The 12,474-nt window shown below is 37.3% G+C and carries 13 protein-coding genes; 1 reads left to right on the plus strand and 12 read right to left on the minus strand.

The window, feature by feature from the left end; all coding sequences use genetic code 11:
• Window positions 1-300: 300 nt before the first annotated feature.
• From C9J34_RS14695 to C9J34_RS14725, 7 genes are all read right to left on the minus strand, one after another.
• Complete coding sequence (locus tag C9J34_RS14695) at window positions 301-807, minus strand: acyltransferase (RefSeq protein ID WP_107840929.1); 507 nt, start codon at window positions 805-807, stop codon at window positions 301-303.
• A gap of 5 nt (window positions 808-812) precedes the next feature.
• The gene (ppaX, locus tag C9J34_RS14700; RefSeq protein ID WP_107840930.1) at window positions 813-1,448 is read right to left on the minus strand and encodes a pyrophosphatase PpaX; all 636 of its coding nucleotides are present in this window, start codon (window positions 1,446-1,448) and stop codon (window positions 813-815) included.
• Between the two features lie 13 nt (window positions 1,449-1,461).
• Complete coding sequence (lgt, locus tag C9J34_RS14705; RefSeq protein WP_107840931.1) at window positions 1,462-2,280, minus strand: prolipoprotein diacylglyceryl transferase; 819 nt, start codon at window positions 2,278-2,280, stop codon at window positions 1,462-1,464.
• 15 nt (window positions 2,281-2,295) lie between these two features.
• A complete protein-coding gene (gene hprK / locus C9J34_RS14710) occupies window positions 2,296-3,237 on the minus strand; it encodes an HPr(Ser) kinase/phosphatase (RefSeq protein WP_107840932.1) in 942 nt (313 codons plus the stop codon).
• Between the two features lie 127 nt (window positions 3,238-3,364).
• A complete protein-coding gene (locus tag C9J34_RS14715) occupies window positions 3,365-3,679 on the minus strand; it encodes a c-type cytochrome (RefSeq protein ID WP_107840933.1) in 315 nt (104 codons plus the stop codon).
• A 154-nt stretch (window positions 3,680-3,833) separates the two neighbouring features.
• Complete coding sequence (locus C9J34_RS14720; RefSeq protein WP_107840934.1) at window positions 3,834-4,688, minus strand: YitT family protein; 855 nt, start codon at window positions 4,686-4,688, stop codon at window positions 3,834-3,836.
• A gap of 55 nt (window positions 4,689-4,743) precedes the next feature.
• Entirely contained in the window at window positions 4,744-5,982 is a 1,239-nt protein-coding gene (locus C9J34_RS14725; RefSeq protein ID WP_107840935.1) for an EAL and HDOD domain-containing protein, read from the minus strand.
• Between the two features lie 485 nt (window positions 5,983-6,467).
• Between C9J34_RS14725 and C9J34_RS14730 the strand changes: the two genes are divergently transcribed.
• On the plus strand, window positions 6,468-7,244 hold the full coding sequence (locus C9J34_RS14730; RefSeq protein ID WP_107840936.1) for an enoyl-CoA hydratase-related protein: 777 nt from the start codon (window positions 6,468-6,470) through the stop codon (window positions 7,242-7,244).
• A 40-nt stretch (window positions 7,245-7,284) separates the two neighbouring features.
• Here the strand turns inward: C9J34_RS14730 and C9J34_RS14735 are convergent, their stop codons facing one another.
• The 5 genes from C9J34_RS14735 to C9J34_RS14755 all read right to left on the minus strand — a co-directional run bounded on the left by C9J34_RS14735 (window position 7,285) and on the right by C9J34_RS14755 (window position 12,386).
• Window positions 7,285-7,749 carry an S-ribosylhomocysteine lyase gene (locus C9J34_RS14735; RefSeq protein WP_107840937.1) on the minus strand — a complete coding sequence of 155 codons (465 nt, stop codon included), beginning with the start codon at window positions 7,747-7,749 and terminating at the stop codon, window positions 7,285-7,287.
• Window positions 7,750-7,767: 18 nt separating this feature from the next.
• A complete protein-coding gene (locus tag C9J34_RS14740) occupies window positions 7,768-8,409 on the minus strand; it encodes a DedA family protein (protein ID WP_107840938.1) in 642 nt (213 codons plus the stop codon).
• A gap of 318 nt (window positions 8,410-8,727) precedes the next feature.
• Entirely contained in the window at window positions 8,728-9,372 is a 645-nt protein-coding gene (locus C9J34_RS14745; protein ID WP_107840939.1) for a hypothetical protein, read from the minus strand.
• Window positions 9,373-9,552: 180 nt separating this feature from the next.
• Complete coding sequence (locus C9J34_RS14750; protein ID WP_107840940.1) at window positions 9,553-11,532, minus strand: S9 family peptidase; 1,980 nt, start codon at window positions 11,530-11,532, stop codon at window positions 9,553-9,555.
• A gap of 92 nt (window positions 11,533-11,624) precedes the next feature.
• Window positions 11,625-12,386: a tetratricopeptide repeat protein gene (locus C9J34_RS14755; protein WP_107840941.1), complete on the minus strand. Its 762-nt coding sequence runs from the start codon at window positions 12,384-12,386 to the stop codon at window positions 11,625-11,627.
• Window positions 12,387-12,474 lie beyond the last annotated feature (88 nt).

Consider the following 12,474-nt stretch of genomic DNA (forward strand, 5'->3'; position numbering starts at 1 on the left):
ATCTGCGGATTCTCTGGGATATCTGCGCTTTCCCATGATTTATCTGCGAATTCTCCGAGATATCTGCGCTTTCTCGTGATTTATCTGCGGATTCTTCGAGATATCTGCGCTTTCCCATGATTTATCTGCGGATTCTTCGATTTATCTGCGCTTTCTTATGATTTATTCATGAATTTTCTATTTTCCATAATCAAGGCTCAGGTATCTCACAAATAAATTAGATTTTTTCTAAGTAATTCTTATTTTATAAAATGCAAAACAGGCTGCTGAGAAATAAGTTTTCCCAACAGCCTGCTATAGTTATTTATTTCGTGCTATCATTTCTTCTGCTGTGAAAATAATGCGCATTGGATTTCCACCAACCATACATCCTGCGGGTACATCTTTATGTACAAGTGTTGCAGCGGACACAATCGCACCATCGCCGATTTCTACTCCTGGTAAAATGGTCGAGTTAGCACCAATCATGACATTGCTTCCGATTTTCACATCACCTAAACGATACTCGTTGATTAAATACTCATGTGCTAAAATTGTTGTGTTAAAGCCGATTATTGAATTGGCACCAATTGAAATGCGCTCTGGAAACATCGTATCAGGCATTACCATTAATGCTAATGATGTTTTCTCTCCAATATCCATCCGAAGAAAAGTACGATAAATCCAATTTTTCATCACCATAAATGGCGTGAAGCGTCCAATTTGAATAAAAATAAAGCATTTCATTACTTTCCAAAAAGATACTGTGTTATAAACATGCCATAGTGAATTCGCACCTTCTACTTTATAACGCTCGGTTCTTCTCATAAGCTTTACCCTTTCACAATCGCCAATAAATCTGTCATATGTTGAAGCATATAAGTTGGGGAAAATTGTTGTAAATAGTCCTCACCTTTGAAAGCCCATGCGACACCAGCTGTTTTTACCCCTGCATTATGCCCAGCCTCAATATCATGCGAATTATCGCCAATCATAATGACATCTTCTTTTGCTAACTGCATTTTTTCTAATGCTAATAAAATTGGTTCAGGATGTGGTTTAACATGCTGTACACTATCATAGCCAATAATCTGTTCAAATAAATGTCCAACACCTAACACCTTTAAACCACGCTCAATCATTTCGCGACGCTTCGTTGAAACAATAGCTAATCTTATTCTTTCTGCATGCAATTGTTCTAATGTAGAAACTACACCCTCATATTGTGTAACAAGCTGGTCATGATGTTCGATATTCCACTTGCGATAGCTTGCAATCATTTCATCTGCTGCATCTGGTGCAATTTCAGTAAATGTTTCACGTAAAGAAGGGCCGAGGAATTTTATGCAATCTTTTGGCGAATATTGCCCAGGAAATTTTTCTTCTAGTACATGCATAAATGTTTGGATAATTAATTCATTCGTATCTAATAACGTCCCATCAAAATCAAATAATAATGCTTTGACCATCTCAAATCACTCCTTACTTATCTAAATAACGCTCAACAGGCTTCACAGTCATTCGACGATAAATAATCAGGGCTAAGCCTACTACAACACCAATAATCGACACAACTTGTGCTGAGCGCAGATCCCCAATTAAATAGAGACTGTCTGTACGCAGTGATTCGATATAGAAGCGTCCAATTGAATACCAAATAATATAAAAGAAAAACATTTCCCCACGACGCCAATTAAATTTACGTGCAATTATTAAAATAATAAAACCAACTACATTCCATAAAGATTCGTATAAAAATGTCGGGTGCACATATGAGCCAAGTTTTTCAATATACATTTGCTCAATAAGCCAATTAGGTAAATATAAATTTTCTAAAAAGCTACGTGATACTTCGCCACCATGTGCCTCTTGATTAATAAAATTACCCCAGCGCCCAATAATTTGTCCTAATAAAATACTTGGTGCTGCAATATCAGCAATGCGTAAAAAGCTAACATTGCGTCTTTTCGTAAATATATAGGCTGTAATAAACGCACCAATTAATGCCCCGTGTATGGCAATACCGCCATTCCATATTTCAATCGCTCTAAGTGGATTGTCCTTATAAACGTTCCATTCCATTCCTACATAATAAATACGCGCACTAATAATCGCAATCGGCACAGCCCAAATAAGCATGTCCGCAATAAAATCTTGGTGGATTCCAAGGCGTACTGCTTCTCTTTGTGCTAAAAAATAAGCAAGCACAATACCAAGTGCTATTAAAATGCCGTACCAGCGAACTTCTATAGGTCCAATTGCAAAGGCAACTGGGTTAATCTTCATTATAATAAATTCCATTATTTCACTCCTTATCTAATTAAAATCATCCACTTCGCCATTTGATGCAATGACAGCATCTAACCGACGAGAAAACTCCTCTGCTGCGTTAACGCCCATTCTTTTCAAACGATAATTCATCGCAGCTACTTCAATAATAACCGATACGTTACGACCAGGCTGTACAGGAATTGTTAGCTTTGTGAGCTCTGTATCAATAATTTTCATTTTCTCCTCATCAAGCCCTAATCGGTCGTAGGATTTATTTGGATCCCAATTCTCCAACTCCACGACAAGCGTAACTCGTTTATATGGTCTAATAGCACTCGCACCAAATAGCGTCATAATATTAATAATGCCAATCCCTCGAATTTCTAATAAATGCTCCAATAATGGTGGTGGACTACCGATAATCATATTTTCTGATTCTTGGCGAATATCGACAGAATCATCCGCTACAAGACGATGCCCTTTTTTGACAAGCTCTAGTGCTGTTTCGCTTTTCCCTACGCCACTTTTTCCAAGAATCAATACGCCGATTCCATAAATATCAACAAGTACGCCATGAATTGCTGTTGTCGGTGCTAATTCGCTTTCTAAATAATTCGTCAGTCGGCTCGAAAAATGCGTTGTCGTTTGCTTAGAAATTAAGACAGGTACATGATTTTCATTCGATGCTGCAATCAATTCCTTTGGTACTTCCAAATCTCTTGAAATAATAATTCCTGGCGTATTGCGTGCACATAACAGACGCATACGTTCCTTCCTCACATTATCTGGTAGCATCTCAAAAAAGGAAAGCTCTGTTTTTCCAAGTAGCTGCACACGATTTGCTGGATAATGTGTAAAATAGCCAGCCATTTCTAGCCCCGGCCTTGATATATCGCTCGTTGTAATATAACGTCCAATCCCTTCATGACCACTAACGATTTGTAAATTAAATTTTTCCATTACATCTCTTGTTGTAACTTGAACCATTGGCACAACCTCTCGATCTTTTATAGTCTTCCTCATTGTAACATGTTCCACTTATTTTACGGGAAATGTATCCTCCTGAATCAAAAAAAGCCACTTAGAAAATAAATTCTAAGCGACTCTCTTGTCATTATTTTTGCTCTGCCAACCATGCAGCCGCTTTTTCTGCGTCTTCGCCTTTAATTAAACCTGGAGGCATACCGTTAGATGTTCCGTTTAAAATAATATCTAAAATTTCTTCCTCTGATAAACGTGAGCCAACATCATTTAATGCAGGTGTATTACGCATACCTTGTAATTGACCGCCGTGGCAGCTCGCACAGCTGCGCATAACAATTGTTTCACCTTCTGGTTTCGCTGTAGCATTATTCTCCTGAGCGCCACCACCACATGCAGCTAAAAATACTACCGAGCCGAAAGCAAACGTTAATAGTAGTTTTTTCATATTGTCCCCCTCCAATTATCCATATTTACCCCAAAAAATTCACAGATGCTAACGCTTCACTCATCCGCATCACGAGAGTCTCTTTTCCAAACCTTTAACAGCCGCTTGACGCAACTAAACTAAGACAACTTATCTCTATTCAAGTATAGCAAATTTATACCCGTTTGAAACCTTCGCCTAGCACTTCATAAGCATCTGCCACAACAACAAAAGCTGTCGGGTCAACCATCTTTACGACTTGTTTCAATTTCGTGAATTCCGTTTGATAAACAACAACCATTAAAAATGTTTTTTCTTCTCCCGTATAACCACCAAAAGCAGGAAGCTTTGTTACACCACGATTTACTTCTCTGTAAATCGCATCACGCATTTCTTCCTCTCTATTCGTAATAATATAGGCCATTTTTGATTGGCTAAAGCCTAGTTGAATAATGTCGATTGTTTTCGTCGTTACGTATAGACCAATGATTGCATACAATCCCTTTTCCAAATCAAATACAAGTGCCGCACTGACAGCGATGATACCATCAATCATTAACACGCTTGTTCCTAAAGTAAGACCTGTGAATTTCGTAATAATTTGCGCTAGTAAATCCGTACCACCTGTTGAAGCTTTCCCTTTAAAAACAAGTCCAAGCCCTGAGCCGACAACGATTCCTCCAAAAATTGCGCCTAGTAGCGGATTTAGCGTCCATGGCTCCCAGCCACTCGTCAAGATAACAAAGGCTGGCAAAGTAATTGTACCGATGAACGATTTGACACCGAATTTCTTTCCTAAAATTAAAACCCCTGCAATAAACAAAGGAATATTAAATGCATACTGAATTATTCCCGCATTCCAACCAAATAAACCATTTAATATTGTACTAATGCCACTTACGCCACCCGAAGCAACTTGGTTTGGTAATAAAAAGACATTAAAACCGATAGCAATTATTACCGCTCCTATGATGACAAATAGATATTCACTTACTGTATCTTTCACTGTAAACTGTTCACTACTCTTCACACGACTTCCTCTTTCTCTATTCAATTTTCCTTTGCATTACTTTGGACAAAAGCCGTTAACTAATAACTTCCCTCGACCACTGTTCTGCCTCATCATAAATTTGAAAAACCATTTCCTGATTCAAGCCTAATTGTAGCGACAATTCTGTCAACTTGTCCCAGTCCAATTTATATAACGCTTCACTAAATTGTAAATAAGGGGTCATTTCAGTTTCTACACCATTAATTGTTTGAACAATTTCCTCAGATAAAGGCATCTTTCTTAAAATTACATACATTGGACGCTTTAATAAAGCATCGATTAATGATAATAAGCCAATTAAAAAATACTCGGAAAAGTTCTTTTTATAATTTAGCTTCGCTACTTTTTCACACGCTTTCGCTCTGAATAAGGAAGCCGCAACTAATTCATTAAATACATCTGTTTTTTCATAATTATTCAATTCCCGCATCGCCAGTAAGTACACGAGCTTGCGCAGCTCTGATAATCCTAGTAAAATAATCGCCTGTTTAATAGAACGTACTTTAGATTTTCTACGGTTTTTTGAGCTGTTAATTAGCTGTAAAAGCTTGTAAGAAATCGAAATTTCTCGCTCGATATTTTCCGCTAAAATATTGATATCTGGTTCTTCATCTTTTAAAATTGAAATAATTTGAAAATAATTAATAATATTCGCAGGTATATCGATAGCTCTCATTATTTGCGGCTTTTCAAAGAAATAGCCTTGAAACAATACATAGCCAGAATGTATAGCAACCTCATATTGATTGCGTGTTTCAACCTTTTCAGCTAAAAGCTGAATATGGGGAAACTTTGATTTTACTTTATTTTCAATTTCCATTCGCTTTACTATTGGCGTGCTTAAAAAATCTACCTTGATATAGTCAACATAATTAAATAACTCATCATAAACCGTTACCTTGTCTTGCAAAATAAAGTCATCCAGCGCTATTTTAAAGCCTTTTTCCTTCAGCTCCTGTACACGTCTAACGAGTTTTGGTGTTAGATTAACATCTTCCAAAACTTCAATGACAACTTCTTTCGGGCTGATATAATCTATTAGTGGGCTAAATAATAGCTTTTCTGTAAAATTAATAAATGCTGGTGCACCATTTGTTATTTTATCTATACCGATAGCTAAAAATGAATTGATAATTACATCAATTGTTGCGGCATCTGCCTCCACTCCCTCTGAAGGAAATGCATTCATATCTCTGTTTCGATATAATAATTCATAAGAGACAATTTGTTCTTTTTCATTAAAAATAGGTTGTCTAGCAATAAAAACCTCCACACGAACTCCTCACTTTATATATCTTAATAATTTTTTGTTATAGCTTTCTTATTAACCAAAGAAAATATATCATTCTACGATTCTTCTTGTATTCTATCTATCGCTCCATTTTCGCACAGTAAAGTTTGCTGTATGAAGTTAAAATAAATATAGCATTATTTTCAACCTTTTATTATAAATAGTTGACAAATTTTCATGTCAGCTACAAGCTTTCATAACAACCCAAAATAATATTTTTTTCACATATAATTACAAATGAATTGTCTTACAACCCAATTAGTTTGCTAACGTACAAATAATAGCAAATTAATGACGATATTTCAGCAAAATATTTTAGTTATTTTAATGTTTTTTCTATTTCATGCTTTAAAATCTCTTAATTATAGCATACCTATAGTTAGTGGATTGTTCAATTGCTAATTGCCTATATATTTCGAGACAGGTAATATAATATTATAGTACATTTAAGGGGGAATTTTTTATTTATGAACATCATTGAGTATGAACAACGACAGTCTATTGCCTATGTAAAACTAAACCGACCTGATGTCTTAAATGCCTTTAACTTTGACATGTTATGTGAGCTTCAAGCAATTGTAGAATCCATTCGTATACATCCCGACATCCGCCTTGTTATTCTTACAGGTGCGGGTGATAAAGCATTTTCTGTAGGAGCTGATTTAAAGGAGCGTCAAACATTACCAGAGCCTTTAGTAAAGCGCAATTTAAATAAGTTTGCAGAAGTGTTCAATGCGATTGAAGCATTGCCTCAGCCAACGATTTGTGCACTTAACGGCTACGCTTTTGGTGGTGGTCTTGAACTAGCCCTTGCCTGCGATTTTCGTATCGCTGCCAAAAACGCTGTTGTTGGCTTAACAGAAACAAAATTAGGAATTATTCCTGGAGCAGGTGGCACGCAACGTTTACCACGCTTAATCGGTGAAGCAAAAGCACTAGAATTTATTTTAACAGCAAAAAGAATATCTGGTGAAGAAGCATTGGCCTGTGGATTATTTACACAATTAGTCGAGCAGGAAAATTTAATGCAAGCGACAGAGAGCTTTGCCAATGCCATTTTGCAAAATGCTCCAATCGCTTTACAGCAAGCAAAATTCGCTGTCAAACAAGGCATGAAAGTTGATTTGCAAACAGGCTTGCAAATTGAACGTAAAGCCTATGAAATCACATTGCCTACAGAGGATCGCGTAGAAGCATTAAATGCTTTTGTTGAAAAAAGAGCACCACAATTTAAAGGAAAATAAAAACTAGGAAGTGCGAATATGCACTTCCTAGTTTTTATTTTTATTCAGCAAAAACCGTTGCCCACTCTGCACGTTTTTCAAGCAGCTCGCGCGCTAATTGCTGTGCTCCCTCTAAGCTATGGTTAGCAGCCCAGCCACATTGCACTTCGTTACATGCAGGCACCTCTGTTGCATTGATAACATCCTGCAATGTTTTCTCTAAAACCGCTAAAATTTCATCGTAATTGTCATGGTTAATGACAGATAAGTAGAAGCCTGTTTGGCAACCCATTGGACTAAGGTCAACAACATGATCACTATGATTGCGAATATTTTCAGCCATTAAATGTTCAATTGAATGCAGTGCATCCATTTTCATAAACTCTTTATTTGGCTGCTTAAAACGAATATCATACTTATGTACAACATCTCCGTTTTTCCCCTCTTTCAGCCCTGCTAAACGCACATATGGCGCTGCTACTTTCGTATGGTCTAAATTAAAGCTTTCCACATTCATTTTTGTCATTTCGATAACCTCACTTCTTTATTTTTTTCGTCGTGCATTAATTGCACTAATAACTGCTGGTACTACAGAAATGAAAATAATTAATAACAATACAGTAGAGAAGTTTTCTTTAACAATTGGGATATTGCCGAAAAAGTAACCGAGCAATGTACAAATAAATACCCAAGCAAATGCTCCCACTACATTATAAACGATAAAATATTTATAATCCATGCGACTTGCCCCTGCCACAAAAGGAATAAACGTTCGAATAAATGGCATAAAGCGCGCAATGACAATTGTTTTGCCACCATGTTTATTGAAAAATCGCTGTGCAGCATCCATCCGCTCTTTATTAATTAACTTACCTAAAAAGCTATCAGGTGGTATCGATAAGCCGACAGCTTTCCCAATATGGTAATTTACCGTATCCCCAATAATTGCGGCAACAATAAACACTGTCATTAATAATGGTAAATTAAAGGAACCTAGCGCCGCAAATGTACCTGCCGCAAATAATAAGGAATCCCCCGGTAAAAACGGCATAATCACGACGCCTGTTTCCACGAACACAATCGCAAATAAAATCCCATAGGACCAGCCACCAAATTGCTGAATAATCTCCTGTAAATGCTGGTCGATATGCAAAATAAAATCAATCAAGCCTTGAATAATTGCCATCCATATACTCACTTTCTACTAAATAATTTTTCTTCTCTCATTTTAGCATAATATGATTTACTATGCCTTTTATAACATTAATTTAGAACGAAAATTAAAACAAAATGTTGCGAATTAACGGAAGCTTTTTTTCAAACGCTTACGCTTAAAAATCTGGCAGTCAATGGGCACTTCTATTTACTCGTTTTCTTCAATCGTTTGTGAGCAACTATTCAACGAAATCTAATAAATTACTATTAATTCTTTAACATTTAAGTAAAGAACCGATTATAAAAAACTACACCTTCCTCTTTAGGGGATGTAGTTTCTCTTTGAGCTTTAATCTAAATAAGAAGCGTATTTTTCCAAGGCCTGTTCTTTAAGCATATCCTCTTGTGCCCATTCAGATAATTTTTCTGTAGCATAGCTTGTATTGGCCTTTTGCACAGCCTCTCGCAAAGCACTCGTTTCATTTTGTAAAGGCACTTTTCCATAGCTATTCCCTATAATTATATAATAAGGGTCTGTCATTGATTTTCTTAAAAATAATAAGTATTCATTATCCTCTAGCATTAATTCATACCCTGCAATATGATAAGTGATATCTTCGCGTTTATTGTATGCTTCATTTTCTAAAATAGTTATTTCCATACCATCATGCACTTCATCCCCACTTATAACCTTTTCAATTAAAAAGTCGGACAAAGTATAAGCGATATCAATTCGACCTTCTTCATTATAGATAACAGTAGAATCTTCTTGAACAATTTTCTTTCCAATAACAATCATGTCAGCTTTTTCTTCTACAGAAGCTAAATCAGGTGTTACATCTGTTTTGGCTTCTACAATTAAATGACGGTCAAATAAACGCTCCTCCATCCCATTATTTAATTGTGCTGATTGCTCTTTTTTGTGGTCAAAGATGAACCATACAACTAGAAAGATACATAGAACCCCAATAATCATGCTTGCACTTTTTTTCATAGAAGTACACCCCCTTCTAAATTACATAAGAGTATTGAAATTGGCACAGTTTATGCATTTTTAACTATTTTACCAATAAACTTTGAGTTGTGAAGTATATATTAGAAATTAAAAAGCAGATTAGGGAAAGAGCATCCCTCCTAATCTGCTTTTCATATTTTGTATTATGTGCAAAGTCTATTAAATATACTTCTCAAACCAACCAATAATTTGCTCTAAGCGTTGAATACGTAAGTTTGGCGTACCTGTGCGTGATAAGTTATGGTCACAGTCAGGGAAGCGCACGAAGCCCACTTCTTTACCCATTGATTTTAGCGTAATGTAGAATTGCTCTGCCTGCTCAATTGGGCAGCGGAAATCTTTTTCACTGTGTAAAATGAGTAATGGAGTTTCTACATTTTTAGCATATTTTAATGGCGAATGGTTCCATAGCTTTTCGACATCCAGCATATCGCCACCAATTTGCCAGTCCGTGAAATAGTAGCCAATATCAGATACACCAAAGAAGCTAATCCAGTTTGAAATGGAACGCTGTGTTACTGCTGCTTTAAAGCGGTTCGTATGTCCGACAGCCCAGTTTGTCATAAAGCCACCGTAGCTACCGCCAGTTAAACCTAAACGCTCTGCATCAATCCAAGCATAATTTGCTAATGCATAATCCGTTGCTAACATAATATCTTCGAAGTCGCCACCGCCATAATCGTTACGTACAGCGTCTACAAATGCTTGGCTATAGCCATGGCTACCGCGTGGGTTAATATATAGTACACCATAGCCTTGTGCTGCTAATAGCTGCATTTCATGGAAGAATGTATTGGCATATAATGTATGTGGCCCACCATGAACTTCTACAATGAGCGGATACTTTTCACCTTCCTTATAGTTCGCAGGCTTCATGATCCAGCCATGTACATCCCAGTCCTTTGCCCCTTTAAAAACAATGGACTCAGGCGTTGATAAAGTTGTCTCTGCTAAATAAGCATCATTGAAATGTGTTAGTTGCTTACGTTCACCTGTTGTCACATCATGCTTAAATAATTCGCCTGGGAATGTAGGGTTGGATACAGCTAATACTGCCTCATTGCCACTTTTCGCTACTGCATAGCCATAAACATGCTCATTTTCTGGTGTTGCAGGATAAAGCTCGCCCTCCAACGTTGCATAATAGAGACGAATATCGCCCATTGTTGACACTTGGAAATAAAGAGCATTTGTTTCTGTCCAAACGACTGTTGAAGCTGCTGCACCTTGCTGGAAATCAGCTACTGCGTAATCGCCAACAGGTGCATCTAAAGCTTCTGTTAAATTGCTTGTTTGTCCTGTTTCTGTATCATAGACGTAAACATTTGCATGTGTGGCATTTTTAAATGATGCATCGCTACCACCATAGGCAATATAGCGGTCATCAAACGAATAGGCCGCACCACCATAATAGCCATCTTGCTCTACTAAAACGGTTTCTTCCTTCGTTGCGATATCTACAATATACAGCGGTTGACGGAATTCAAAATCTTGATTTTCAGAGCGATTCACAGCAATGACAAGCTTTTTACCATCATGTGAAACAGCGCTTAATGCAAAATCATGATTACCCTCTGTAAATTGTGTAATCGTACCATCAAGCGTTACTTCTGCAATATGTGTGCTCATCCCTTGCTTACGTAGCCCGTTACCACCAACACCGTCCATTTTATGCTTCATTTTATCCACGATATACGCTTCAGGCAGTTTCTTTTCTTCTTTTTCTACCGCATCGGTAAATGCTTTTCCATCCTTTAAGCTTGCTGTCACCCATAGCTTTTCACCGCATGGGCTCCAAACAAACGAGCTAACACCGTAAGGGAAATCTGCTACCTTTTTCGCCTCCCCACCGTTACGATTTAAAATATAAAGCTGATTTTTCTCTTCACGATTCGATAAAAAAGCGACCTGCTTGCCATTTGGTGACCATTTTGGACTGCTGACACGTTCCTTGCCAAACGTCCATTGCGTCACCTCTTCACTTGCAAGCTCAACGTGGAAAAGATGTGCATAATATTTATTATCTTCTTTATCGATTAATGTGCGTACAAATACAGCCTCCTGCCCGTTTGGTGTTAGCACTGGCGCTGCTACAGATTGCAATGTGTATAAATGCTCTTTTGTTAAAAATGTCGTCATTCACTATTCCCTGCTTTCTCGTTGTTATTTCGAACTCCGTAATATTAAGTTTACCACGAACTCAATATGTGTCAATATTCGAATAATTTTAGCTACAGGCCTCTCAGTAAATATTTGCCCCATTCGCGCATCGCAACCTTTTCTCCTGCCTCCGCTGCACGCTTTAACCAATACTCACCTTCGCTAATATTTTGTTCAAGATACTCTCCTCTAATTAGGTAAATTCCTATCAATCGCATCGCAACAAGCTCATTCAATTCCTCGGCTGCTCTTCGAAGCCATTCTATACCTTCATCAACATCCTGTGCCAAGGCGTTTCCTATAATTAATCGATAGCCTAAAATCCTTGTAGCAATTGGATCTCGTCGTTCAGCAGCTACTCTCAGCCACTCTTCCCCTTCCTTTACATTTTGAGGAAGGTTTTCCCCATCTAATAAACGAATCGCTAAATCAACAATTGCCCATAAATCTCCGTGCCCTGCTGATTTACGCAGCCACCGCTCACCTTCCTCTATATTTTTTGGCAAGCCTTTACCTGATAAATAGCAATAAGCTAGTTCATTCATTGCCCCCGTATCGCCTGCATCAGCGGCCGCCTTTAGCCATTTTAATCCTTCCTGCATTTTACTCTTTTCTTTTTCTTCATTGAAATTAATGATATTCGATTTTTGCTCTGCAACTGGTGACTCTGTCGTTGCAGTTACTTGCTCTTCATTTAATTGCTCTATATTTTGTTCTTCATTTTGTGGTTCCGTATTTCCAGTCTGCTTTTGCTCTTCTTGCTCAAATCCTAGCGACTTCGAAATTTGATTAAATAATGAAAATTTTTTCTTTTTGTCGTGATCCTCATCCATCCATAAACCCTCCTGAAAACCTTTTCTATTAGTTTACAAGAGTAGAAGAGATTTGAGCAAAGGAAAGCATATATTGAAAATTATTCGC

Origin of the sequence: Metasolibacillus meyeri (genome assembly GCF_003049505.1) — a bacterium.
GTDB lineage: Bacteria > Bacillota > Bacilli > Bacillales_A > Planococcaceae > Metasolibacillus > Metasolibacillus meyeri.

Bases quoted from the DNA above. Each gene is read 5' to 3' on its own strand.
- C9J34_RS14695 (WP_107840929.1), bottom strand. From the start codon at position 807: ATGAGAAGAACCGAGCGTTATAAAGTAGAAGGTGCGAATTCACTATGG.
- ppaX (WP_107840930.1), bottom strand. From the start codon at position 1,448: ATGGTCAAAGCATTATTATTTGATTTTGATGGGACGTTATTAGATACG.
- lgt (WP_107840931.1), bottom strand. From the start codon at position 2,280: ATGGAATTTATTATAATGAAGATTAACCCAGTTGCCTTTGCAATTGGA.
- hprK (WP_107840932.1), bottom strand. From the start codon at position 3,237: ATGGTTCAAGTTACAACAAGAGATGTAATGGAAAAATTTAATTTACAA.
- C9J34_RS14715 (WP_107840933.1), bottom strand. From the start codon at position 3,679: ATGAAAAAACTACTATTAACGTTTGCTTTCGGCTCGGTAGTATTTTTA.
- C9J34_RS14730 (WP_107840936.1), top strand. From the start codon at position 6,468: ATGAACATCATTGAGTATGAACAACGACAGTCTATTGCCTATGTAAAA.
- C9J34_RS14735 (WP_107840937.1), bottom strand. From the start codon at position 7,749: ATGACAAAAATGAATGTGGAAAGCTTTAATTTAGACCATACGAAAGTA.
- C9J34_RS14740 (WP_107840938.1), bottom strand. From the start codon at position 8,409: ATGGCAATTATTCAAGGCTTGATTGATTTTATTTTGCATATCGACCAG.
- C9J34_RS14745 (WP_107840939.1), bottom strand. From the start codon at position 9,372: ATGAAAAAAAGTGCAAGCATGATTATTGGGGTTCTATGTATCTTTCTA.
- C9J34_RS14750 (WP_107840940.1), bottom strand. From the start codon at position 11,532: ATGACGACATTTTTAACAAAAGAGCATTTATACACATTGCAATCTGTA.
- C9J34_RS14755 (WP_107840941.1), bottom strand. From the start codon at position 12,386: ATGGATGAGGATCACGACAAAAAGAAAAAATTTTCATTATTTAATCAA.